17 protein-coding genes and 1 pseudogene are annotated in these 23,724 nt (G+C 63.3%); 9 read left to right on the plus strand and 9 right to left on the minus strand.

Features of this window, described 5'->3' with window-relative positions; translation table 11 throughout:
* Nucleotides 1-8 precede the first annotated feature (8 nt).
* Nucleotides 9-2,885 (plus strand): SNF2-related protein, encoded by a 2,877-nt coding sequence (locus AC4EEV_RS16515; protein WP_491329487.1) that lies wholly within the window; start codon nucleotides 9-11, stop codon nucleotides 2,883-2,885.
* Between the two features lie 23 nt (nucleotides 2,886-2,908).
* Here the strand turns inward: AC4EEV_RS16515 and AC4EEV_RS16520 are convergent, their stop codons facing one another.
* Nucleotides 2,909-3,190 (minus strand): helix-turn-helix domain-containing protein, encoded by a 282-nt coding sequence (locus AC4EEV_RS16520; protein WP_491329488.1) that lies wholly within the window; start codon nucleotides 3,188-3,190, stop codon nucleotides 2,909-2,911.
* 119 nt (nucleotides 3,191-3,309) lie between these two features.
* Here AC4EEV_RS16520 and AC4EEV_RS16525 point away from each other — a divergent pair, with 119 nt between their 5' ends.
* Both AC4EEV_RS16525 and AC4EEV_RS16530 read left to right on the plus strand, forming a co-directional pair.
* A complete protein-coding gene (locus tag AC4EEV_RS16525; RefSeq protein WP_491329489.1) occupies nucleotides 3,310-5,157 on the plus strand; it encodes a site-specific DNA-methyltransferase in 1,848 nt (615 codons plus the stop codon).
* Between the two features lie 10 nt (nucleotides 5,158-5,167).
* Complete coding sequence (locus AC4EEV_RS16530) at nucleotides 5,168-7,873, plus strand: restriction endonuclease (protein ID WP_491329490.1); 2,706 nt, start codon at nucleotides 5,168-5,170, stop codon at nucleotides 7,871-7,873.
* Between the two features lie 29 nt (nucleotides 7,874-7,902).
* Here AC4EEV_RS16530 and AC4EEV_RS16535 read toward each other — a convergent pair whose 3' ends face one another.
* Entirely contained in the window at nucleotides 7,903-8,493 is a 591-nt protein-coding gene (locus AC4EEV_RS16535) for a hypothetical protein (RefSeq protein WP_491329491.1), read from the minus strand.
* A gap of 604 nt (nucleotides 8,494-9,097) precedes the next feature.
* Here AC4EEV_RS16535 and AC4EEV_RS16540 point away from each other — a divergent pair.
* Nucleotides 9,098-9,346 (plus strand): hypothetical protein, encoded by a 249-nt coding sequence (locus tag AC4EEV_RS16540; RefSeq protein WP_491329492.1) that lies wholly within the window; start codon nucleotides 9,098-9,100, stop codon nucleotides 9,344-9,346.
* 6 nt (nucleotides 9,347-9,352) lie between these two features.
* Here the strand turns inward: AC4EEV_RS16540 and AC4EEV_RS16545 are convergent, their stop codons facing one another.
* Nucleotides 9,353-10,636 (minus strand): GAF domain-containing protein, encoded by a 1,284-nt coding sequence (locus tag AC4EEV_RS16545; RefSeq protein ID WP_491329493.1) that lies wholly within the window; start codon nucleotides 10,634-10,636, stop codon nucleotides 9,353-9,355.
* 170 nt (nucleotides 10,637-10,806) lie between these two features.
* Here AC4EEV_RS16545 and AC4EEV_RS16550 point away from each other — a divergent pair.
* Together AC4EEV_RS16550 and AC4EEV_RS16555 are read left to right on the plus strand one after the other, a co-directional pair.
* Nucleotides 10,807-12,606 (plus strand): annotated as a pseudogene (locus AC4EEV_RS16550) (NAD(P)-binding domain-containing protein).
* A gap of 14 nt (nucleotides 12,607-12,620) precedes the next feature.
* On the plus strand, nucleotides 12,621-13,676 hold the full coding sequence (locus tag AC4EEV_RS16555) for a 2,3-butanediol dehydrogenase (RefSeq protein ID WP_491329494.1): 1,056 nt from the start codon (nucleotides 12,621-12,623) through the stop codon (nucleotides 13,674-13,676).
* 281 nt (nucleotides 13,677-13,957) lie between these two features.
* Here AC4EEV_RS16555 and AC4EEV_RS16560 read toward each other — a convergent pair whose 3' ends face one another.
* The 4 genes from AC4EEV_RS16560 to AC4EEV_RS16575 are packed head-to-tail and all read right to left on the minus strand — an operon-like array spanning nucleotide 13,958 to nucleotide 20,691.
* Nucleotides 13,958-15,196, minus strand: a complete 1,239-nt coding sequence (locus AC4EEV_RS16560; protein ID WP_491329495.1) for a Wadjet anti-phage system protein JetD domain-containing protein — start codon at nucleotides 15,194-15,196, stop codon at nucleotides 13,958-13,960.
* Nucleotides 15,186-18,593, minus strand: a complete 3,408-nt coding sequence (locus AC4EEV_RS16565; protein WP_491329496.1) for an ATP-binding protein — start codon at nucleotides 18,591-18,593, stop codon at nucleotides 15,186-15,188. The genes AC4EEV_RS16560 and AC4EEV_RS16565 overlap by 11 nt, the downstream gene beginning before the upstream one ends.
* Nucleotides 18,590-19,252 carry a DUF4194 domain-containing protein gene (locus AC4EEV_RS16570; protein WP_491329497.1) on the minus strand — a complete coding sequence of 221 codons (663 nt, stop codon included), beginning with the start codon at nucleotides 19,250-19,252 and terminating at the stop codon, nucleotides 18,590-18,592. Before AC4EEV_RS16570 ends, AC4EEV_RS16565 begins: the two co-directional genes overlap by 4 nt.
* Nucleotides 19,249-20,691, minus strand: a complete 1,443-nt coding sequence (locus tag AC4EEV_RS16575) for a DUF3375 domain-containing protein (protein ID WP_491329498.1) — start codon at nucleotides 20,689-20,691, stop codon at nucleotides 19,249-19,251. Before AC4EEV_RS16575 ends, AC4EEV_RS16570 begins: the two co-directional genes overlap by 4 nt.
* Nucleotides 20,692-20,875: 184 nt before the next feature.
* Here AC4EEV_RS16575 and AC4EEV_RS16580 point away from each other — a divergent pair, with 184 nt between their 5' ends.
* Nucleotides 20,876-21,742 (plus strand): class I SAM-dependent methyltransferase, encoded by an 867-nt coding sequence (locus tag AC4EEV_RS16580; RefSeq protein ID WP_491329499.1) that lies wholly within the window; start codon nucleotides 20,876-20,878, stop codon nucleotides 21,740-21,742.
* Nucleotides 21,743-21,762: 20 nt separating this feature from the next.
* Here the strand turns inward: AC4EEV_RS16580 and AC4EEV_RS16585 are convergent, their stop codons facing one another.
* The gene (locus tag AC4EEV_RS16585) at nucleotides 21,763-22,110 is read right to left on the minus strand and encodes a PH domain-containing protein (RefSeq protein ID WP_206073952.1); all 348 of its coding nucleotides are present in this window, start codon (nucleotides 22,108-22,110) and stop codon (nucleotides 21,763-21,765) included.
* Nucleotides 22,111-22,335: 225 nt separating this feature from the next.
* Between AC4EEV_RS16585 and AC4EEV_RS16590 the strand changes: the two genes are divergently transcribed.
* Together AC4EEV_RS16590 and AC4EEV_RS16595 are read left to right on the plus strand one after the other, a co-directional pair.
* Nucleotides 22,336-22,866, plus strand: a complete 531-nt coding sequence (locus AC4EEV_RS16590; protein ID WP_491329500.1) for an SRPBCC family protein — start codon at nucleotides 22,336-22,338, stop codon at nucleotides 22,864-22,866.
* Nucleotides 22,863-23,342, plus strand: coding sequence for a nucleoside deaminase (locus AC4EEV_RS16595; protein WP_491329501.1), 480 nt, complete (start codon nucleotides 22,863-22,865; stop codon nucleotides 23,340-23,342). Before AC4EEV_RS16590 ends, AC4EEV_RS16595 begins: the two co-directional genes overlap by 4 nt.
* A 30-nt stretch (nucleotides 23,343-23,372) precedes the next feature.
* Here the strand turns inward: AC4EEV_RS16595 and AC4EEV_RS16600 are convergent, their stop codons facing one another.
* Nucleotides 23,373-23,675, minus strand: a complete 303-nt coding sequence (locus AC4EEV_RS16600) for a YciI-like protein (RefSeq protein ID WP_491329502.1) — start codon at nucleotides 23,673-23,675, stop codon at nucleotides 23,373-23,375.
* Between the last annotated feature and the right edge of the window lie 49 nt (nucleotides 23,676-23,724).

A 23,724-nucleotide genomic window follows, 5' to 3' on the forward strand; every position in this document is an offset into this window, starting at 1 on the left:
GGGCGCGCGTGACCACGGACTACCATGCCAAATATTGGGCAAACCTGCTCAAGGCACAAACATCAACCAGCAGCGACATCATGGCTGCGGTGTCATCGGCGCGGGTGGATCTCAACCCCCACCAGGTGGAGGCGGCGTCCTTTGCGCTGCGCTCGCCCCTGAGCAACGGCGTGGTCCTTGCCGACGAAGTAGGCCTCGGCAAGACCATCGAGGCCGGGCTGGTGCTGCTGCAGCTGTGGGCCCGGCGCAAACGGCGGCTTTTGATCATTGCCCCCGCAACCCTCCGCCGCCAATGGGCATCCGAACTTTCTGAAAAGTTCGGACTTCCCGCCCGGGTCCTTGATGCAGACTCGTATGGGGGCAGAGGGAATCCGTTCGACGACGACCGGTCGGTTTTGATCTGCTCCTACCACTTTGCCGCCCGCCACCAGGGCGACATCCAGATGATCGCCTGGGACCGCATCGTCTTTGATGAGGCACACCAGCTGAGGAACGTTTGGAAGTCCCAGAACCAGCGGGCCAAGGCGCTCGCAAGGGCAACCCGCCACGCTCCCAAACTGCTGCTGACGGCCACGCCCCTGCAGAATTCGCTGATGGAACTTTACGGTCTCGTCCAGATCATTGATGAACACGTCTTCGGTGACCAGAAGACGTTCCGCAGCGCCTATTCCAGCGCAGCCACGGATGCAGCCACCATGCTGGAGTTAAAGGCACGCCTGCAGCCGATGGTCAAGAGGACACTGCGCCGCCAGGTTCGGGAATATGTGAAGTTCACCAGCCGTATCCCCATAACCCAGGACTTCACGCCAAGCGAGGACGAGCAGGTGCTCTATGACCTCGTGTCCGACTATCTGCAGCAGGAGGAGTCCTATGCGCTGCCCAAGGCGCAGCGTACCTTGATGACACTGATCCTTCGCAAGATCCTCGCATCCTCATCGGTGGCAATCGCCGCAACTCTGGAGAATATGGCAGCCAAGCTGGAGGGCCAGGTGCGCCACCTTTCCGGGGAAAGGTCCGACGGCGGAACGCGCCACTCCGATGCGGAGGATCTGGCTGAGGAGCTGGAGATCGATGAGGATTACGACGGCGAGCTGGAGGAATCCGGCGGGGTCGAGTTTGTGGACCGGGAACTTGCGGAGGATATCGACGGCCGGCGGTCCGAAGCATCCGAACTGCGGCAGTTTGCCGACCTGGCGCATTCGATCCAGCTCGACGCAAAGGCGAAGTCACTAATCGAGATCCTGCCCAAGGCCCTTGCCATGGCCCAGGAACGTGGAGCCCAGGAGAAGGCGGTCATTTTTACAGAGTCGCGCCGGACCCAGCATCATCTGGTGGAGCTCCTCGAAGCAACTGGCTACGCTGGAAAAGTCATCACCATCAACGGGCAGAACACTGAGGCGCAGGTCCAGGCGGTTTACAGCGCGTGGCGGGCCAAGCGGCTGGAAGCCGGGCTGGCCGTGGCCAACCGGGTGTCGGACACGAAATCAGCGATCGTGGACGCCTTCCGGGATGACTACCCGATCCTGGTGGCCACTGAAGCGGCGGCAGAAGGCCTCAACCTTCAGTTCTGTTCCCTCGTGGTAAATTTCGACCTGCCGTGGAACCCCCAGCGCATCGAACAGCGTATTGGGCGTTGCCACCGCTATGGGCAGAAGCACGACGTTGTGGTGGTGAACTTCTTGAACACGTCCAACGAGGCGGACAAGCGGGTTTTCGAACTCCTCGATGAGAAATTCAAGCTGTTCAGCGGGGTGTTCGGCGCCAGCGATGAGGTGCTGGGTGCGCTGGCATCCGGTTTCGACCTCGAGAAGCGGATCGGCGCGGTGTACCAGACCTGCCGCACGGCCCAGGAGATCGAGGAGCAGTTCGACAAACTCCGCAGTGAACTCGAGACCGAGATTGAATCCAAGATGGATGCCACGAAGGCCACGCTCCTGGAGGACTTTGACGATGAGGTCATCGAGCGCCTGGACGTACAGCTTGGCGAAAGCAAACGGTCGCTCGGACTCCAGCAGGCGGCACTCTGGTTTCTGACACAGTACGAACTCCAGCAGGCTGTCAATGCAGCTGCGGTGTTCGACCGGGACAAATTGATGTTTGAACTGGACGGCGGCGAACATTCAGGACGCTATGTCATGGACTGGGCAAGAGCCGATGAGCTCAGAGCGACCTTCTACCATCATCTCTCACCGCTCGCGGAGTTGCTGAGCGCAAGGGCGGCGGCGCGACAGCTTCCCGAGTCCGAGGTGGTCTTCGACTATTCGTCCCATGGCAGCACTGTGGGTGCGCTGGAGCCACTTCGAGGAACCTCAGGGCTCATGGCGGCCCAACTCGTTACCGTTGAATCGGCCGACAGCATGCTCGAGCTGATCCTGACCGGTGTTACCGATGGCGGCGACGTGCTCGACGGAGAGCAGCTGTCCAGGATGTTCAGTCTGCAGGCCGCCGAGCTTGGCAGTGCGCTGGCGCCCGGCGAGGTCCGTTCCGTCCTGGCCAAACAGGTCAATGGTGACGTCAAAGCCTTCGAGACAGCGCAACGTGAACGGCTGGACGTGCTGCTCTCCGAGGAATCGGAAAAGCTGGACCGTTGGGCGGATGATCTCCGGCAGGGGCTGGAACTGGAGCTCAAGGAGATCGAGAAGACGCTTAAGGACGCCGGCCGGGAAGCCCGCCAGTCCGCCGGGATGGGCATCCAGGAAAAACTTTTGGCACAGCGGAAAAAGCAGGAGCTGGAGCGCAAGCGGAACCAGAAGCGGAGGGAACTTTACGAGGAACAGGACAGGATTGACACCCGCAGGGATGAATTATTGTCCGAGGTGGAGACTAAGCTCGCGGCCAAGGTGATCGTGGAGGAGCTGTTTGCCATCCGCTGGAGGCTGGTCTGAGGTTCACTGTCGCAGCGTGGCGTTTACTGCTCCGAGGAGCTGTTCGTGATGACCAAATCGATGAGTTCCTTCGGATCGATCCGGTACACGCGTGCGAACTCCAGGAGGGTGGCCATGGTGGGGTTCGACGGCGACCGGTCGCCATAGTCCGCGTGACCCAGTTCCAGGGTGCGGTAGTGGCCCCGAGAAATGCCGGCAAGACCCGCCACCTCCGCCTGCGTCCAGCCGAAGTCCACCCGCAGATTCTGCAGCCGAAGCCCAAGAGCCCGCGAGGCCTCCGGGCTGAGCTTGTTGTGGCTGGACACTCACTCCATATGCGTGCAATCCCGGTGGGTTAATGCCATATTTATATGTCATTGTTTGCGAGCTCGGTCACGTTCAGGCCCGCTCGCTTTTGTCTTGCTGAACACGGGGTGCAAATTTGATGTCCGACGGCGCATGGAAGATTCAGGAACTGGCGTCGGAAGGCTTGCCGGACCGGGCCGCCGAACTGGGGCAGCTGTTCCCGGAGGCAATGACTGACGGCAAGCTAGATGTCGAGAAGTTGAAGCTGCTCCTCGGCGAGACTATCGAGGAATCTCCCGAACGCTACGGGCTAACCTGGCCCGGAAAGCGCGATGCCATCCGCCTCGCGCAGAAGCAGTCCACCGCCACGCTCAAGCCAATGCCGACCGAGTCAGTAGATTTCGGCACCACCAAGAACGTCATCATCGAAGGCGACAACCTCGAAGTCCTGAAGCTCCTTCAGAAGAGCTACTACGGCCAGGTCAAGATGATATTCATTGACCCGCCCTATAACACCGGAAACGACTTTGTTTACGATGATGATTTTGCTGAACCCACTGACAGCTACCTCCGCCGCTCAGCTCAGGTGGACGGGCAGGGTCTGCGTACTAGCGGAAACACTGAGTCCTCAGGGCGGTATCACTCAGACTGGCTGACAATGATGTGTCCTCGGTTGATGTCCGCAAGAAACGTCCTCGCAGAAACTGGGGCAATCTTCATCACCATCGATGACAATGAAGTCCACAATCTCAGGCACTTGTGCGACGAGGTATTTGGTCCGGAAAACCACCTTGCCACGCTCGTGTGGGAGAAAGTGCACACCAGGAAGAATTCAGCAAAGTACTTTTCGCTGAGTCACGACAGCGTCGTCGTGTATGCCAAGAAAAAGGAGAGTTGGGATCGCCAACTGCTCGCCCGTGAGGGTAAGTCACTTTACGCCAACCCTGACAACGATCCGAAAGGGCCATGGAAGACTGACCCGATCACCGCGCACAATTACTACTCGGCTGATTACACCATTGAAAAACCCAATGGTGTCCTCCTGCAACGGCCATCTGACCGCTTCTGGGCTCTGAGTGAGGAAACATGGAAGACGAAGGTGGCCCGCAACGAGGTTATTTGGGGAAGTGGCGACTCATATCCAATGGTCAAGCGCTACTTGGCGGATGTACAAGACGGTCTGGTTCCTGTAACTCTCTTGCGACGGGATTACGCCGGGGACTCGTCGACAGCAAAGAAGGAGGTCGATGCGCTCCTTCCAGCAGGCACTTTTGATTATCCGAAGCCGACACTGCTCATCAGGCGCCTAATGCAAACGACGATGCGATCGTCCGATATTGTCCTGGATTTCTTCGCCGGGTCTGGAACGACTGCCCACGCCGTCATGAAGCAGAATGCCGAAGACGGCGGAAACCGCCGATTTATCCTCGTTCAGCTTCCCGAGGCCACGGACAATCCCGAGTACCCCAAGATCTCTGACATCACCCGCGAACGAGTCCGCCGTGCGGGGACGAAAATCAAGGAAGAGAGCGGAGAAAAGGGCGCAAACCTAGATATCGGTTTCAGGGCCTTCAGGCTAGCCGAATCGAACTTCAGGAACTGGGATTCGGATACGGACACATTCCTGAGCGAGGAACTCGACTTCTACATCGACAACATCAACTCCGGTGCCTCCGATGACGATGTGGTCCACGAGATCCTGCTCAAGGCCGGAGTGCCTCTTGACGTTGACCTGAATAAGATCAAGATCGCAGGCGAGGACGTCTATGTGGCAATGGGTGGCCTCTTCGTCGTGAGCGCTGGGCGAAAGATCAGTCAGGAACTGATCGACGGCCTCCTCGCGCTGGAACCGTGGCCTGTGCAGGTGGTCCTGCTGGACGCCGGGTTCGGGGACAACGACTCCCTCAAACTCAACGCGCGGCACCAATTTGCCAGCCGGCGCCCGGAATCGGATCCGGACAAAGACAACGCCCTCCGTACCGTCTGAGGCACTGCATATGAAACTCCAGTTTGACGCCACCCAGCCGTACCAGCGCGCGGCCGTTGACGCCGTCGTCGACCTTTTTGCCGGCCAACCGCTGGCACAAAGCGCCTTCGAAACGTCGTTCGTGGAGGAAGGTGCGCTGTTGACAGAAACCGGGATCGGTAACCGGCTCGCCATCACCGACGACCAGGTCCTCCAGAACCTCCGCCTCGTGCAAGGCCGGGAAGAAAACTTTGTTCCCCAGGAGGCTCGGGACCAGCAGCTGGTTTCCAACAACTTCACAGTGGAAATGGAAACCGGCACAGGCAAAACCTACGTCTACCTGCGGACCATCCGCCGGCTCCACGAGCTGTACGGCTGGCGGAAATTCATCATCGTGGTGCCATCAGTTGCGATTCGTGAAGGCGTCAAGCAGAGCATCGAGGGCATGGCGGACCACTTCGCCGAGGTCTTCGAACGGCAATCCATGGACGCCTGGGTCTATGACTCCAAGGACATCAACAAGGTGCGCAGCTTCAACCGGGACAGCGACCTCAAGGTCATGATCATGACCCTGGCCTCGTTCAACAAGGCCGGCAACGTGCTGTTCAAGGACATCGAAGGCCTTGGCCAGGGCATAGACCTGATTGCCGGAACGCGCCCCATCGTCATTTTGGACGAACCGCAGAAAATGGAGAGCAAAAAGAGCAAGGAAGCCCTTGCCCAGCTCAACCCGCTTTTCACGCTGCGCTACTCCGCCACCCACAAAGAGCACTACCACCAGATCTACAAGCTGGACCCGGTCCGCGCCTACGACCTCGGGCTGGTCAAGCAGATCATGGTGCGCTCGGTGGTTCAGGAACAAAACCTGAACGCTACCAGCATCAAGGTGAAGAAAATCCTGGCCACCAAAACCAAGGTGATTGCCGACGTCGAAATCTTCGTGATCACAAACGGCAAGATCGGCAAGAAGACCGTAAAGCTGGACCGTGCCGGGCAAAGCCTCTATGAACTTTCCGGCGGACTGAGCCAGTATGCCTCCTGGATGGTGGAGGACATCAAGGCGGACACCGGGGAGGTCATCTTCGCGAACGACAAAATCGTCCGGGAAGGCGAGGACCTGGGCGTCGACCGTGACGCACTGATGCAGGCCCAGGTCCATGCAACCGTGGAGAAGCATCTGCAGCATGAGGAGTACCTGCGGAAAAAACTCACCGCTCCGGGGGAACGGGTCAAGGTGCTTTCGGTCATCTTCATCGACAAGGTGGCCCACTATGCCGGTCCGGACTCCGCCCAGCCCAAGATCCGGCGCTGGTTCGAGCAGGCTTACGCCGAGTTGAGTGTTCAAGAGCGCTTTGCAAAGCTGAACCTTCCGGATGTCGATGCAGTCCACAGTGGCTATTTCGCCAAAGACCGCTCGAGCGTCGCGAAGGACACCTCTGGAACGACGGCCGATGACCAGGCGATCTATGACGAAATCATGCGGGACAAGACGCTGCTCCTCAACCTGGACAACCCGCGCCGCTTCATCTTCAGCCACTCCGCGCTCCGGGAAGGCTGGGATAACCCAAACGTTTTCCAGATCTGCACCTTGAATGAATCGGTCTCCGCCGATCGCAAACGCCAGGAAATTGGCCGCGGACTACGCCTGCCGGTGAACGAGTCGGGCGTGCGCTGCTTCGACAAGGCCGTGAACAAGGTGACCGTCATTGCAAACGAGCACTATGACGACTTCGCTGCGGCACTGCAGTCCGAGATCGAGGAAGAGACGGGAGTGAAGTTCGACGGCGGCCGTATCCGAAACGAGCGCGACCAAGTTTCCGTCACGTTGGATCCGGGCTTCCGCCATAACCTGTACTTCAAGGAATTGTGGGACAGGATCAAGCCCCGGACCCGCTATGAGGTGACCATTGACAGCGACAAGCTGCTAGCCGACGTCGTACAGCGGCTCAAGGAAGCGGATGACATCACCGCACCGAAGTTCGTGATCGCCGACGCCTCCCTGGCCATCAAACGGGGAACGGAACAGGCTGCCGGTGGTGTGAAGGCACAACTGGCAGGGGCCCTGCACGAGGTGGATTCCGTGCAAGCCAGGGTCCGTATTCCGGATGTCCTGGGCTACCTTCAGCGAGAGACCGGGCTGACCCGCGGGACGCTTGCCAAGATTATCAAGGCTTCGGGGCGGACAGCGCAGCTGGGCATCAATCCGCAGGGCGTGCTGGACCTGCTGGCCCGAGCCATCAACGAGTCCAAGCGTGCATTGATGGTGGAAGGAATCGTCTACCACCGCATCGAGGACCATGATGATTCGGAATGGCAGCTGGACATCGTAACGGACGCCGAAGGCCCGGTCGACCGCAAATACCTGGTCGAAGTGGACGGTTCCATCTTCAGCCATGTGCGGTTCGACTCGGCGGTGGAGGAGCAGTTCGCCTTAGACCTTTCCGGGCGTCTTGCCGACGGCGACACGGACGGAGACATTCGGATGTTCATGAAACTGCCGCCCCGGTTCAAGGTCCCCACACCGCTTGGCGGTTACAACCCGGACTGGGCAATCCTCAAGATCGATGTGCAGGACGGGCGCGAAACCGATGTCACCATGGTGGTGGAGACCAAGTCAACCCATGAGATCGAGAAGCTTCACCCCGAAGAGGCTCGGAAAATCGCCTGCGGCCGCGCCCACTTCGGCGCGATCGATGTGCGGTATGAGGGGCCTGTAGTTACAGCCGCTGAAATTTAGGTCTTAGTTTTATTGGAGAGTCGTTAGCGTTATTTTGGGTAGGGCCAGTAGTCTTGTCTGTTTCCCATGAAGTCATCTCTGACTGAAACGAAATCTGGTCCTACATACGCGCCGCGTTGCCCGCATATTCTCGGAATCTGCTTTTTGCGTTTTTGCATCCGCTTTTGCCGTTCTTGCAGCGGGCGGATATCGGCAATCTGGGTGATGCTCGGAAACCTTCGCTGGTGTAAGCGAAAAAAGTGTTGCGCAGCGTCTCGAAGACGCTCCACACGAAAACTAAACAGTTCTCTTTTTGCTGGCCTCCAGCCGATTCCTGAATTTTCAAACTCCTCAAGCCATCGAAGGCTCATTGCTGACAGTTCCGCTTCTGCGAGCTCAGTGGTTTCTCTCAACCATAGCTGCCAAGTGTCTAACAGGGTTGCAACACCTTCGGGGGATATCCTTCCTTCGCTGCCGTAGGTGTCGTCTAGGGCTGCCCAAAACTCAAAACATCTTCGCGCATCGTTGCATGTATAGTGCTTGGTCCTACGAAGCCACTGGATTTCCGCACTGATTATCTCTGGTAAGCGGTCATGGCCCGAGGGCGCATGGGAAGCAAATATGGAAACACCATCGAGCACATGCCTAAATATCGAGTCTGCTCGCGGGAGAGTGGCGAGGGTATCAGCTTTTCGGAGTGGAGTTTTGGGAATCCGAGGTCCTCTATATCGTTGCGACCGGCGTACGTTACCTGAAGCCATAACCGTCCTCGCAGACACAAGCCAGAATTTGCGGTAGCTCTATCAGGCAAGGCTACAAATCCTGCTTCGTACTTGCGCGAGTGATGAGTACTTGTTCACAGTAAGTGCAACTACTCGCCTTTCCCGGATTCCCTCGTGGGCGGACCTGAGCAGTCAATGCTGCTAAACCAGTCGAGCGGCATAGAACATACGCTGTGTCCTTTCGCGTGGCAGTGTTGATCAATGCATGCCCGTCTTGCGGCTACGAAAGATGCGCCACTGGGTTTTTGGTGGCCCATGCCTAAGAGTTCGGCCGGGCAAGTCACCTCGCCTTACACCTCCAGCGTGAATACCCATAGCAGGACATCCTCGCCCGGCACGTACCAGTCCCGCTCGGGGGGCTCGGCGGAAATCCAGGGACTCGTACAGGGTGTGAGCGCGCTCAATGAACGTCGCGCTGGTGATCCTGATCGCGCCGTTCTCTGACAGGGATCGGGAATGCTCGATGACGCGGCGCACCACTGCCCGCCCCGCCGCCTTGAAGGGCAGGGTCCACGGCGAGCTTGCGGAATTCCAGCTCACCGTCCACCGCGACCTCGCTGTAGGGCTGCCGTGGTCCACGAACGTGCATCACCGGCAGGCCTACCGTGATGTTCACGCGGGCCTCGATGCCCAGTACCTTCACCGGCCCGTCCCCCGGTCATGGGACATGGCGACCACCAGGTCGTGCTCGGCGCGGCCGGCCAGCGTTTAGAACCGCTCAGCCACCGAAAGTGGATGAAGCGAGAAAGGACAAATAGCGCGTATCGCCTCGTCCCACCAGCCGTCCCAGGGCTTCCACCGCTCGAACCTCCTTTGCACCCATATCCGTGGACAACCATCGAACCAGCAGCCCGGCGTCGCCGCTGGCCCTGACAGCCGAACCGACGGCCAGGTCCAGCTGGTCCCGCAGCAACTGGACGGCTAGGACGCCGGACCGGCTGAGCAGCGGAGCGGTGTACGCCTCCAGCGCCGGGGCCACACGGCCTTCGCGCAGCAGCCGCAGCACCCGCCCCGAATCCGAACACCCAACAAGCCTGGCAGCCAGCCGGTACGGGTTCGACTCCACGGCATCACCCAGAATCGACCGCACCCGGAACATCTCCGTGCGGATGGCCTGCGGCGTCCCTGCATCGCCATGCAGTTCATAGGCCAGTTCCTCGGCGCTCCACCCTTGGGACCGTGAATCCAGCAGCGCCAGGATCTCCGCCCGGCGCAGCGTCAGCGGCACCCGGCTGCCGTCGGCAAACACGGCGGCGGGCCGGTCGCCGAGGAGCTCCAGCCGCTGAACCGCAACACGAGGCAGGACAGGCTGCCGGGACGGACGCACGGAAGCCGAAGCACCCAGGGAGGTGCCGCCGTCGGACGTTCCCAACAGGGACTCCGCCACCCGGACCGCGCACCGCACCATCCGCAGGGTGTCCGCGCTGATGGTGTCCAGCGGGCCCGAGACGTCGAGCACTCCCAGCAGCGCGCCCGTCAAAGGGTCCGTGATGGGCGCGGCGGTGCAGGCCCACTCGTGGTGGGTGCGGACCAGGTGCTCGGCCGAGAACAGCTGCACCGGCCCGCCGGTGACCAGGGCCTCGCTGATGGCGTTGGTGCCGATGCCAGCTTCGGACCAGTCGGCCCCTTCGGAGAACTCCAGCCGGTCCGCCCGGCGCAACGCCTCCCGGCTGCCCACCCGCCACAGGATCTCCCCAGTGGCGTCGGTGAGCACCAGCAGGTGCCGGCCGGAACTGGAATCGTCGGCCAGCAGGTCCTGCAGCGCCGGCATCACCCGCTGCAGCCGGTGCTCGCGCCGCAGCTGCACTACCTCGGACGGATCGTGCAGGTGCCTTGGGCTGTGCTGGTCCGGGCTGATGCCCAGCGCCATGGACCGGCGCCACGATTCCGCCAGCGGCGTGGGGATCTCGGGGCGTCGGACACCGGAGATGACCTGCTCGTGCGCGCGGCGCAGGGCACGCGCGTACTTCGCCGGGTCCGAGAACCTCAGGCCGTAGTCCACCGTCTCCTCCTCACCGCCGGCGTCCTTGCCGGCAGTGCCCGTGTAACGCGCTTGTAACCCCCGCCGCGTTCCAATAGTGATGCAGCTCACGCCCGCCCCAGCATACCGCAGGGACACCGGCGGGATGGAGCCGCCCGGACCACCTGAGGGACCGACACAAAGGAGTGGAGATGACCGAAACACCCACCGCCGCCGCCCAGGCCTGGCTTGCCAGCCTGGAGGGCGCGCTGCAGCGGCACGACGTGGACGCCGCGCTGGACCTCTTCGAGGATGAAAGCTATTGGCGCGACTTCGTGGCGTTCACCTGGAACCTGAAAACACTGGAAGGCAAGGCAGACATCCGCCGGATGCTGCAGGCCACGCTGGACCACGTGCAGCCGGCCAACTGGGCGCTCGCGGAGGATGCCACCGGCAACGCGGGCCGGGACGGGACCGTGGAAGCCTGAATCACGTTCGAAACCGGCGCCGCCCGCGGCTACGGCCACCTCCGGCTGCGGAACGGCAAATGCTGGACGCTGCTCACCACCATGCAGGAGCTGAAGGGCTTCGAGGAGAAGAAGGGTCCGCGCCGCGAGCAGGGCGTGGCACACGAAATCATCCGCGGCCGCCGCTCCTGGAAGGAACTTAAGGAGGAACAGGAGGCGCGGCTGGGCTACGAGGAGCAGCCCTACTGCGTGATCATCGGCGGCGGGCAGGGCGGCATCGGCCTCGCGGCGCGGCTGCGGCGGCTGGGAGTGCCCACCATCGTGATCGAGAAGAACCAGAACCCGGGCGACTCCTGGCGCAACCGCTACAAGTCCCTGCACCTGCACGACCCCGTCTGGTACGACCACCTGCCGTACCTGAAGTTCCCGGACGACTGGCCGGTCTTCGCCGCCAAGGACAAGATCGGCGACTGGCTGGAGCACTACACCCGCATCATGGAGCTGAACTACTGGTCCGGCACCGAGTGCGTGGGCGCGGAGTACGACGACGGCACGCAGGAATGGGCGGTCAGGGTCCTCCGCAACGGGTCGCCTGTGACGTTGCGGCCCAAGCAGCTGGTCTTCGCCCTTGGCGTCTCCGGCTACCCGAACATCCCCGCGTTCGACGGCGCGCAGTCCTTCCTGGGGGAGCAGCGGCACTCCTCCCAGCACCCCGGCGGCGGGGACTGGACGGGGAAGAAGGCCGTGGTGATCGGCTCCAACAACTCCGCGCACGATATCTGCGCCGACCTCTGGGAGCACGGCGCCGACGTCACCATGGTCCAGCGCTCCTCCACCCACATCGCCCGCAGCGAATCGCTGATGGACCTGGCCCTGGGGGACCTGTACTCGGAGAAGGCGCTGGCCGGCGGCGTCACCACGGAGAAGGCGGACCTGCTGTTCGCATCCCTTCCCATGCGCATCCTGCCCGAGGCGCAGGTGCCCGTGTACCAGGAGATGGCCCGGCGGGACGCCGAGTTCTACTCCCAGCTGGAGGCCGCCGGCTTTGACCTGGACTTCGGCGTGGACGGCTCCGGCCTGTTCCTGAAGTACCTGCGGCGCGGCTCCGGCTACTACATCGACGTCGGCGCCTCCCAGCTGATCATCGACGGCCGCGTAAAGCTGAAGAACGGGCAGGTTTCCAAGATCACCGGCAACGCCGTGGTGATGGACGACGGCACCGAGCTGGAGGCCGACCTCATCGTCTACGCCACCGGCTACGGCTCCATGAACGGGTGGCTGGCGGACCTGGTCTCGCCCGAGATCGCGGACCGCGTGGGCAAATGCTGGGGATACGGCTCAGACACGCCCAAAGACCCTGGTCCGTGGGAGGGGGAGCTGCGCAATATGTGGAAACCAACCAACGTCCCCAACCTCTGGATCCACGGCGGCAACCTGCACCAGAGCCGGCACTACTCCTCCTACCTGGCGCTGCAGCTCAAGGCCCGGATGGAAGGACTCGAGACGCCGGTGTACGAACTGCAGCCCAGCCACCACACCCGCTAAAGGAAGAACCCATCATGAAGGCAGCACGTTTCCACGCCCGCAAGGACATCCGCATCGAGGACATCCCGGAGCCGGAACTCCGCCCCGGGGCGGTGAAGATCGACGTCGCGTGGTGCGGTATCTGCGGCACTGACCTGCACGAGTACCTGGAAGGGCCCATCTTCTGCCCGGCGCCGGGCCATCCGCACCCGCTGTCCCACGAGGAATCCCCGGTGACCCTGGGGCACGAATTCTCCGGGACTGTTTCCGAGGTGGGCGAAGGGGTGACGGGCCTGGCGAAGGGGGACAACGTCGTCGTCGAACCCTATTTTGTGGACGGAACCTGCGACATGTGCCAGGCGGGCAGCTACCACCTGTGCCGGCAGATGGGCTTCATCGGGCTGTCCGGCGGCGGGGGAGGGCTGAGCGAGAAGATCGTGGTGGACCAGCGGTGGGTGCACCCCATCGGGGACATTCCGCTGGACGAGGCGGCGCTGATCGAGCCGCTGTCCGTGGCGCACCATGCGGTGGCGCGCAGCGGCGTGAAGGCGGGCGACACGGCGCTGGTGGGCGGCTCGGGGCCCATCGGCCTGCTCACCGCCGCCGTCCTGAAGGGCATGGGGGTGACCACGATCATCAGCGAGCTCACCCAGGCGCGGAAGGAAAAGGCCACCTCCAGCGGGGTGGCGGACCACGTCCTGGACCCCAGCAAGGAGGACGTCCCGGAGCGGGTGCGGGAACTCACCGGCGGGACCGGGGCCGACGTCGCGTTCGAGTGCGCCGGCGTGAACGCGGTGCTGGACACCATGCTCGACGCCGTCCGGCCCGGCGCCGTGGTGGTCAACGTGTCCATCTGGGGCGCTCCCGCCACCGTGGACATGCAGAAGATTGTGCTCAAGGAGATCGACCTGCGCGGCACCATCGCCTACGTCCGCGACCACCCCGCCGTGATCAAGATGGTGCAGGAGGGCAAGGTGGACCTCAAGCCGTTCATCACCGGCCGGATCGCGCTGGAGGACCTGGTGGAGCAGGGCTTCGACACCCTGATCAACCACAAAGACACGGCGGTGAAGGTGCTGGTGCACCCGTAGGGCCCGGTGGGCGGACGCCCGGCACGGAAGGGAGGACGACGGCGGGACGCACGTTCCGTCGTCGCCCTTCCCCTTCGCTCTGGTGGAAGGCCCCGTGCTCCAGCCCACCGCCAGGCACGCGCCGTCGCAGCCACTGACCGCACTACAGACGACCAGGATTTCGTCGAGCAGATTTCAGAAGACTGGCCGGCGTGAGCCGCTACGAATTCGGAAACGATGGTGGCTGTGGAGCAGTCGCTCGCTGTCTTTTCTCGGCCTGGCCCGGTAACTGGGATAAGGACTCAGGCCCCCAGCACTTTGAGCGCCCAGCACCAGTTGATCAGCTCCTGCTCCAGACGAATATTCGAGCCATAGGTGCTGTTCCCCAGCGATTCGTAGAGCGCCGCTTCTGCCGCCGCCAGCCTCGCAAGCGCCGCCCGCGAGGGCGATTCTTCTCTACCCCAGGCATCCCTGTGTGCAAGCAGGGTTCGCTCATCCATCAGGACACTCTCCACATGCGGATGGGCGGCCCGGAGCTGGTCGAGGATCCGGAAGCCGTGGGTGTCAATGTCGCCCCAGTAGAGGACACGGCAGTCACGGAGCCATGCGGCGTCCCGCAGGGAAGAGAATCCGTACCCGCCCCCAAAAAGTGCCAGCGTCCCAGGGCGGTCGGGAAGCGCCAGGAAATTGACCTGGTTTTCCGTTGCGATGACGGTATCCACCGGCAGCCGCAACCCGCCGAACGCTTCGGCTGTCAATGTGATGTCCCGCGCCCCACCGAACTGGTCAATTGCAGGATCCAACAGACGAAACCTCACTAACTCCGGAGGGTGCAGGAACCCGTGCCGGCGGGCAAATCTCGCCGCAGGTGTCCTTCCCGCGCTGTCTTCGAGCCCCGAATCACGGCCCGAGGACTCCAGCTCGTCGTCACCCGCGGACATTTCCTGGTCGCGCGAAGAAGGCTCGAGGGTGACCAGCATTTGGTCAATAACCTGCCGGTGCCGCTCGATGAACTTCGTGTGCACGCCCGGCAATCCGATCTGCCGGACGAAGATACCCGGGGCCGGGTTGTTGCGGAGCCATAATGCCACTCGCGCCGCAGTCGGGGCGTCCGAACCCAGGTCCAGGAGCTTCAGCGGGCGCCGGGCGGCCCAAGTGATGAACCCGGGATCCAGCGCGCCAAGTCCGTCGACAAGGGACCGGAAGACCCCGGCCTCCCGTGCCTTCCCCACAAAGCCGATCTCGTCCTCAACAGTGGCAAATACAGCCGCGCGGGGAAGGGAATTGGCCCCCACAGTCCGCCGCCCGGTCTCTACCGTCTCCAATGAGTAGGCACCTGCCCCGGAAAAAAGCTCAGCTGCCCACGCGCGGACCGCCGCGTAATCGCTGAGCAGCTCGGCCGCCGTCGGACGCTTCAACGGACGACGCCGGGGGTACAGCCCGGTGGGTTCCAGCAGCTCACGGAGGAGCGAACCGCTGCTCCAGGCCTTCAACGACAGGGCCTTCAGGTCCGCCAGCGTGGTCCAGGAGTCAGCCGCCATGCCGGTCCTTCTCCGCGCGGTACTCCTGGATGGTCAGGTTGCGCAGCTGCGAATCGTCGCCGTTGGTGTTCGCCACGAACCCAACGTGCGAGACGTACGGCTCGATCACGTGGATCTTCGTCAGGGGAGTGACGATCAGCAGCTGCAGCTTCATCCGCTGGAACAGCTCCAACCCATAGCGGGCGGACTCGTCCGAGCCGCGGCCGAACGCCTCGTCAATCACCACGAACCGGAAGCTCCTGCCGCTGCCGGCGTTCCTGCCCGCGCCTTTGCCGGACCCCAGCCCGAACTGGAACGCCAGGGCCGCCGCCAGGATGGTGTACGCCAGCTTCTCCTTCTGGCCGCCGGACTTGCCGCCCGAATCCGTGAAGTGCTCGTATTCCTCTCCGGTCTCCGTCCACTTCTCCGACGCCGAGAACGTGAACCAGTTCCGCACGTCGGTCACTTTCGCCGTCCATTTCCGGTCCAGGTCCGTCAGGCCTTCCCGGCCACGGAACCGGTCGATCAGCCGCTCCACCTGCAGGTACTTCTGCTCGGAGTACTGGTCCATCCCACCGATGGTCCCCTCCGAGCACGCCCGAAGGTCGCTGCCGAACTCCCGCACGTCCTGGTCCGATGTGGCCTGATGCTCCAGCTGGATGTGCCGCCCCGTGTTGTACGGAATACCTGACAGGGACTGGTTGATCTCGCCGATCCGGTCAATGATGTTCTGCCGCCGGCTGTCCAGGAACGCATTGAACGCCACCACCTCGCGGATAGTGTTCTGGTTCAGCAGGTCCTTGAACTGGTTCTCGAACCGGGGCAGGTCGTTGCCCACCAGCTGCTCCAGCAGCCGGTTGTAGTCCGCCGCGGCTTCCAGCGAGGCGTCGACGTCGGTGGTTTCGTTCGGATACTTGTTGCGGAAATCCGCCATCTTGGTGACGGTGCTCTCCGCTGCACGGGCGATCCTCTTGGACAACGCGTCGATGGTGTCCGTCAACCCGTTCCGCACAGTGCTTTCCACGGCGGCTGTGTTCTTGTACGTGAGCGGCTTGTCCCCGAGTGCTGCGTCGGTGAGGCGTCCGACGGCGGCCAGCACCCCCGCGTCGTCAGTCACCGGTGAATCACTCAGGACAGCCCGGCATTCCTCGATTCCCTCGGCAATGTCCCGCGCGTCCTTCTCGTTGGAGCCAACCCGTTCTCGGAGCTTGCCCGCTTTATCCTCCTGCCGCTCCAGCTCCGCCGTGACCTGCTGTTGCTTGGCCATGAGCTGCTGCAGGACGTCGCTGGCGGTTTCCAAGGCCCGCTTCTCTGCCTTCAGGTCTTCGATGCTGCGGGCCGTGGCGTGCCAGCTGATCTCGCCGAATTCCGTGACGGAACGGACGGTGCCGAGCTGCTGGTTGTGCCGGCCCAGCGACCCCAGCTTGGTGTTGACGCGCTCCAGCTGCCCGGCCAGAACCTTCAGCGTGCCCTGCACCTCGTCCAGGTCGGCGCGGAACCCGGCAATCTTGTCGTGGTTGTCCCATCCCAGCACGTAGTTGCGCCGGTCGGCCAGGTCCTTGCGGTCGTCCTTCTCATGGCGGCCCCGCCCGCCTTTGAGTTGGCCGTTGGGTGTCAGCGCCTTCGGGTAGCGGCGGAAATCGGCCAGGTTCTCGCAGCAGAAGTAATCGAACCGGCTGCTGAGCTCGTCCTGCAGGAAGTCCCTGAACGGGGTCCCCTGCTTGATGGCGATCTTCGCCGCCAGCGTGCCCGGCTCGGCGGCCCCGGGCGCGTAGGACTCCCCGATTCTCAGGTACACCAGCCGGCCCCGCAGGTTGTTTGCGTCCACCCAGCTGCTGACCGCGGCGTAGTGCTCCGCGGGGACCAGGAGCGAGAGGGCGAACCCGTGGAGGGTCCGTTCCGCGGCGCCCTCCCACGCGGCTTCGCCCTCGCGGACCTTGAGCAGCTCGCCCACGAACGGCAGGTCGCTGTCCGTGATCCCGGTGCCTTCGCAGAGCCGACGGCGGATGTCCAGCTGGGGTAGGGGGATCAGGTTGCGGCGGGCCTGCAGGCTGGTGAGCTCGGCCTTGATCTCCGCTGACTTGGAGGTGAGTTCCGCTTGCCTGATGGACAGCGTTGTCCGCTCTTCGTGCAACACGTTGGACCGGTCCGCCAACTCCTGTTCCACGGTGGCGAGGCGGGCCCGGTTCGCGTCAAAGAGGACACGGTCCTCCGGGGCCGGCAGGCCAAGCTCCGCGGCTGCATCCGAGTAGGCCTCGAACCGCTGCCGCTGCTCGGCGGACTTGGCGGCCAAAGCAGCAAGTTCGGCGTCGATTGCTGCGAGACGTCCGCCGCCGTTGGTGCGGATGTCCTCATCCACTCCGGCCAGGTCCCGGCGCAGCTGCTTGACTTCGCCGTTCAGCCGAGTCCAGTCCTCCTGCAGCCGCACACCGGTGCGCTCCAGCTCGGCCTGGTGCTCCAGGCTCAGCTGCAGTTTCCGGTCCGTGAACCACGGATGCAGCTGGTCACGCTGTTTCCGGGCCAGCTCGTCGTCGGCGGTCAGCCCGGCATGGAGGGCGGCGCCTTCCTTGATGGGTGTCAGCAGGGCGATCTGGTCCTTGGCCCGGAGGACGGCGTCGTGGGCTTTCTTCAGGTCGTCGAAGTGGTGGATCAGGTTGGTGATCCGGGCGGCGACGTCGTCCTCCTCCAGCATGTTGCCGCGGACGAACGAGGTGATGTTCTCCACCTGCTTCATGGACACCGTGCGGTGGAACAGCTCCATGGCCTGGTTACCGCTGATCCCGAACTGGCGCTTGAAAGCTGCGGAGTACGGGTCGAAGGCGTCGTGAACCGATACGCCGGCCGCACGCAGCTTCTTCTTTAGCTTCAGTGGGTCCTGGCCAAAATTGCTGAAGTCCGCCGCAATCGTCTGGTCCGCTTCCGCGAGCGAGTAGAACCGGTTGGGCTGCCCCGCCTCCTGAGTAGCCCACAACGTGATGCCCAGCGTGACCCACTTGCCGAGCACGGCGTTGTGGAAAACGCCCAGCACCACCGTCAGCTGGCCGGTGGCGCGCAAAGGTACCGGCTTGGAGTACTCTCCACCGGCGCTCCGGGCACTCTTGTGGAAGCCCCGGACGTACGACATGAGGGAGCGTTCCTTCTTCTGCGCCCCTGCGGCCTTGTTGTACTCGATTTTGTGCGCCGGAAGCAGCAGTGTGGTGATCGCATCCACCACCGTGGACTTTCCCGAACCGATGTCGCCGGTGAGCAGGCTGTTGGCCCCGTCCAGTCGGAACGTGCGCACCCCCTGATGGAAGGTGCCCCAGTTGAGCAGCTCCAGGCGGTTCAGCCGGAAGCCCGGGGGAGTGCCGCCGTCGGCAGATGTTTCATCCAGACTGAACAGGCTCTCCTGCAGGTCCGTGCCCAAATCCGTGGTCACTGGTCCTCCCCAATTGTGCGTGCGGCGTCGGTTGCCTTGCCCTGCTCCGTAGAGGCGGGCGGCTCGCCGGCGAGCGTCCGGCGATAGTCATCCAGCCGTGCGTCGAACTCCTCCAGCCACTGCGCATCCACGTACGCCTTCAGGATCCGTGCCACCTCGTACGTGTCCGCCTGCCCCCTGAGCTTGCGCAGGAAACCGAGCTCCACCACTTTCTTGATGTCAGCCCCCAGCCGGTCAAGGACCCGGGCCTCGTTGCTGGATTCGGGCAGGAACACCGAGACCATGTCCGCGATTTCCTGCTCGCTCATGATGAGCCGGATCTCGCTGCTGTTGATGTCGAACTCCATCATGCGCCGGCGGAGCAGGGCCAGCAGCAGGCTGACGTTGAAGGTCAGGGAGCGGCGGGCAATGAGCCGGGGGAGCGTGCCGTCCGGATCATCCTTGGACCGCAGGAACGCGTACCCCTCAGACTCGTCCAGCAACAGGTCCAGGCCCAGCACCGCCACGTAGTCGCGCACGTGCGAGGTCAGCCCGAGCAGGGACTGCCAGAGCTTTTCGTCGTTCTCCGCGTACAGCACGCCCTTGAAGAGCCGGGTGACGACGGCGGGAAGCTCCTCCGGCGTGCGGGTTTCAGGGGCAGCTGGGGCTGGGACGTTCATGCCGGCCTTCCGAAGATGATCTGTTCGATGGTGGCTTCGCGGATGGAGCCGTCCGGCAGCTGCCAGGACAGGCGCTGGGACTGTTCCGGGTTGATGGTGGCCCAGTCCGATTCGGTGGCCAGCTGGTAATACGCCACCACCTCCGCCAAGCCTTGGGAGAGGGGGAACGCTGCCGTGACTTCGGCGAGGGTGGCCTGCTCCGCATCGGCCAGAATGGCGTCAATGTTGGCCTGCAGGCGTTCCTTGTCCACGAAGAACTGGCCGAACAGGGCCGAGGCGTCCACATCGGCGTCATCGGCCGTTTCGACGGCGTCGTCCACCAGCACTTTGCGGCTGGGCTCATAAAGGGGCCGTTCAAAGGGCAGCACCACGTCCACGGATGGGGCGTCAATCTCCATAAAAGCGCCCGACGGCGGCGCCTCCCGGGTGCCCAATGCACCGGATTCAATGCGGCGGATCAGCTGCATGATGCGTTTGTTCTCCAGGAACACCTTGTCGTCCAGGAGCCGGCGCATTTGCTGGGAAAGCTGGCGGACCGTGGCCTGGGTCTGTTCAACGGCGGGAAGCCAGTCCTGGTGGAGGTTGGCCAGCGCGTTCAGGCTGTCCGCGTTGGCCAGGGCTTCGATCCGGGTGGCGCGCTGAAGCAGGTCCTGCAGCTCGGTGCGGAGCTGGGGCGACATCAGGTAGTCCCAGAACCCCTGGAACGTGCGCCCCTGGAGGGAACTGCTGATGTCCTGCTGGTTGTCGAAAATGGATTCCAGCAGTTCACCCTGCGTACCGTCCCACGTGGCGATCTGTTCGCGGACCTGGCGGTCCAGTTTCCGGAAGTTCTGCTCCACCTCACGGAAGTCGGACAGCAGGTCCTTGGCCAGGGACGTCAGCTGCTGGAAGTGGTCCAATGCCTCCGGGCCGGTCATAACGCGGATGTTGCCTTCGCGGATCCGCTGCATCTCGGCGTCGATCCCGTCCCGCTGGCGCTGCAGCTCTGCGAGCCGCACCTCCGGGTCCGTCTCGGACTGCTGCACCAGCTGTTTTAGGACCGCGAAGATGCTGGTGAGCCTGGATTGGGTTGCGACGAAGTCCCGCCCGCGCAGGTTCTCCACCCAGCGGACCACGTCCTCCGCGGCCGCCGTGAGATCGTAGTGGGGTTCGTCCTCGCCGGGGACGTAGTACTTCCTTAGCCATTGGCGGTCGTCGGCCGCCCAGTCATCAAGGTATTCACCCGCGGGACGGGGGAACCTGTCCCCGCCTTCCCTGTCGCGGAGGCCGAACAGCACGTCATCCAGGACATCGATCAGCTCCTGCCGGCCCAGGTTGCGCTGATTGGGACCCGTGAACGCGGCCATGAAAAACGTCAGTGCCAGCGGGGCACTCTGGGCACGGAGCAGTGACCAGCCTGCATGGTTCTCCCGCAGGGAATTGATGGCGTAGAAGTCCATTGGGGGTCCCGTGTTTGGTGCGTCACGTCGTCGGCTTTTACTCTAAGCGACACCCACGACAAACCTTCACCCCAGCGTGTCAACGACGAACTGGTAGGGACCGGTGGACGGACGACGGCGGAAGTAGAGTTTCGTCGTCGTTCCTCCCTTCCGTCGCGCTGATGCCCCGTTGTAGGGTCGGGGCGTGATCGTCCCCGATATCTCCCAGGACGCCGTGGCGGTGGCGGACCACTACGACGAGCTCGATCCCATCTACCGCCGGGTGTGGGGCGATCATGTCCACCACGGACTGTGGACGACGGGCCGCGAGACACCTGCCGAGGCGGTAGAGGCGCTCGTGGACACCGTTGGCGGCCGGCTGGGTCTCATACTCGGCCACGCGTGCGTGGACATCGGCTGCGGCTGCGGCTCCACGGCACGGCGGCTCGCCGTGATGCGCGGGGTCAGGGTTACCGGCTTCACCCTCTCCGCTGAGCAGGCCCAGTATGCCGCCGGGCGCCCAGTACCGGCCGTGGACATCCAGGTCCGCGACTGGCTCGACAACGGGCTAGCCGACGCCTCGGCCGATGCCGCGTGGGCCATCGAGTCGAGCGAGCACATGGTGGACAAGTCCCGGTTTTTCGCCGAGGCGCACCGCGTGCTGGCACCCGGCGGACAGTTCGTCATCTGCGCGTGGCTCGCCGAGACCGATGCGAGCGGTTGGAAGGTCCGCCACCTTCTGGAGCCGATCTGCCGCGAAGGGCGCCTGCCATCGATGGGCACGCGCGAAGAATATGAGGCGATGGCTATGACGGCCGGCTTTGAGGTCACCGGCTATGAGGATGTCAGCCGCTGGGTCGCCCGCACCTGGCCGATCTGCGCTCGCCGGCTGGTGAAGGCCCTGCTCGTCGATCCCGAGATGCGCCGGCTGGCCCTTCGCGCCCGCAACCGCGTCTTCGTCCTCAGCATCCCGCGCCTGATCCTGGCCTACCGCACCGGTGCCATGCGCTACGGGATCTTCACGCTCGCCAAGGCTGGGGCGCCTGGTGCTCAGCCGAACCGGGCAAACTAACGCTGACGGCGCCCATCACATCAGTGCTGCGTTCCCAGAACGGAGTGGGCAATCAACATGTCGAGGCGCCGGATGTCGGCTTTTTTGCCGACTTTGATCTTGATATGCCCTGCCCGTGTCCACAGTTCCAACTCCGCATCCAAATCGAATTTCCCGGCATTCTCTGACGACCACATGTTGATGGCCGAGTACGGGAGCGAATAGATCTCCACTTTCTTACCCGTGATGCCCTGGGCATCCCGGACAATCATGCGCTTGGTTGTGAAGATGGCGCTGTCCCGGAAGGTCCTGTAGGCCGCGACCGGCTGCTCCCCACCAACCATGAGCTCCATGACGTCATTCGGAATAGGACATTCTTCGACGAACATCCAGGTAGTTACTGCGGCTGCTTCCAAGACGATTTCCCCCTGTTTTGGATCTAGGTCAAACCAGATCTATTTCGGCCGTGTTCCGGCAAGATCGTGGCGTGGAACTGCTGCTGCCCTACCCTACCGGCAGGCCTCTGGGATTTCGGTGATCACGTGGAGGAGGGTGGCCGGACGGAATCCTTCTTGAGCGGGAGGACAGGCGCGCCCTGTAGCCCGGCACAAGAAGTGCCCGTCTGCAAGGATGGAGCCATAAACCAGAGCAGCCCCCGCCAACACCAGGATTCCGTCACGGTCAACGCATCAGCCGAGACGCTCTACAGCCTGGTCTCCGACGTCACCCGCACCGGTGAGTGGAGCCCGGTCTGCAAAGCGTGCTGGTGGGACGACGAGACCAGCGCCGACCACGTTGGCGCCTGGTTCACCGGCCGGAACGAGCTCCCGGAACGGACCTGGGAGACCCGCTCGCAGGTGGTGGCCGCCGAGCCGGGACACGAGTTCGCCTGGGTGGTGGGCGGCAAATACGTCCGCTGGGGCTTCACCCTCTCCCCGGCAGGCACCGGAACCGTCCTCACCGAGTCCTGGGAATTCCTGCCCGAAGGGATCGCCATGTTCGGAGAAAAGTACGGCGCCGACGCAGACGCGCAGATCGCCGACCGCACCCAGCAAGCGCTGGACGGCATCCCGAAAACACTCGAGGCAATCAAGAGAATCGCCGAGTCCATCGCCGCACACGACGACGTAAGGTCCCCGCTATGACCCACGAACAGCACGAAACAGCCGCGCCGGCACTGGAGAGCAACGATTTTCAGGCATTCGAGGCCGCCTACCAGGCCGCCCGGAAGAGCCTGGCCGAGGGCGGGATCCCCATTGGGGCCGCGATCGCCCGGGACGGTGAGGTCTTCGCCAGCGGGCACAACGAACGGGTCCAGAACGCCGATCCGATCGCGCACGGCGAGATGTCAGCGCTTCGCGCCGCCGGCCGGCAGAAGAGCTACCGGGACACCACGCTCTACACCACGCTGGCCCCGTGTGCCATGTGCGCGGGGACCATCATCCAGTTCAAGATCCCCCGCGTGGTGGTGGGGGAGGCGCGCACGTTCGACGGCGAACTGGACCTCCTGCGCGCACGCGGAGTTGAGGTGGTGGTCCTGGACGATCAGCGCTGCGTGGACATGATGCGCTCGTTCCAAGCCGACAAGCCGGAACTGTGGGCCGAAGACATCGCCGAGTAGGTTCAGGTCAGTGCGGCCAAGCGCTCACGTCTACGGGTGGACCGGTGAAGCGGCCTCGTTGCCCAATACCGTGGTCCATGGGCTGGCGGCCCACGATGTCACGACGCCGTTGATGACGTAAGGGTCTGCGGCGGCAAACGCTTTGGCGGCCTCGAGCGGATTCTCTCCGGTGAAAATCAGCAGTCCCTTGAAGGGGCCCTCGCCGGCTGCTCCGCCCAGCAGAAGCTCGCCGCGCTCCACGGCTGCCCACCCGGCCCTGAGATGGTCGCCGCGGTACTGTTCACGGCTCTCAAGATAGTCGTCAGCGTAGGTGTATTCGAGCACGGCGTGCATGGACGTCTCCGTTTCATTCAGGTGCTTGGTAGCAGCAGCGTACCCGGCA

The organism is Pseudarthrobacter sp. MOO14, from assembly GCF_058267675.1.

Coding starts and splice junctions, on each gene's coding strand:
- AC4EEV_RS16570 (WP_491329497.1), bottom strand. CDS start 19,252: ATGAACGTCCCAGCCCCAGCTGCCCCTGAAACCCGCACGCCGGAGGAG.
- AC4EEV_RS16555 (WP_491329494.1), top strand. CDS start 12,621: ATGAAGGCAGCACGTTTCCACGCCCGCAAGGACATCCGCATCGAGGAC.
- AC4EEV_RS16530 (WP_491329490.1), top strand. CDS start 5,168: ATGAAACTCCAGTTTGACGCCACCCAGCCGTACCAGCGCGCGGCCGTT.
- AC4EEV_RS16525 (WP_491329489.1), top strand. CDS start 3,310: ATGTCCGACGGCGCATGGAAGATTCAGGAACTGGCGTCGGAAGGCTTG.
- AC4EEV_RS16560 (WP_491329495.1), bottom strand. CDS start 15,196: ATGGCGGCTGACTCCTGGACCACGCTGGCGGACCTGAAGGCCCTGTCG.
- AC4EEV_RS16540 (WP_491329492.1), top strand. CDS start 9,098: ATGACGCGGCGCACCACTGCCCGCCCCGCCGCCTTGAAGGGCAGGGTC.
- AC4EEV_RS16595 (WP_491329501.1), top strand. CDS start 22,863: ATGACCCACGAACAGCACGAAACAGCCGCGCCGGCACTGGAGAGCAAC.
- AC4EEV_RS16600 (WP_491329502.1), bottom strand. CDS start 23,675: ATGCACGCCGTGCTCGAATACACCTACGCTGACGACTATCTTGAGAGC.
- AC4EEV_RS16585 (WP_206073952.1), bottom strand. CDS start 22,110: ATGTTCGTCGAAGAATGTCCTATTCCGAATGACGTCATGGAGCTCATG.
- AC4EEV_RS16575 (WP_491329498.1), bottom strand. CDS start 20,691: ATGGACTTCTACGCCATCAATTCCCTGCGGGAGAACCATGCAGGCTGG.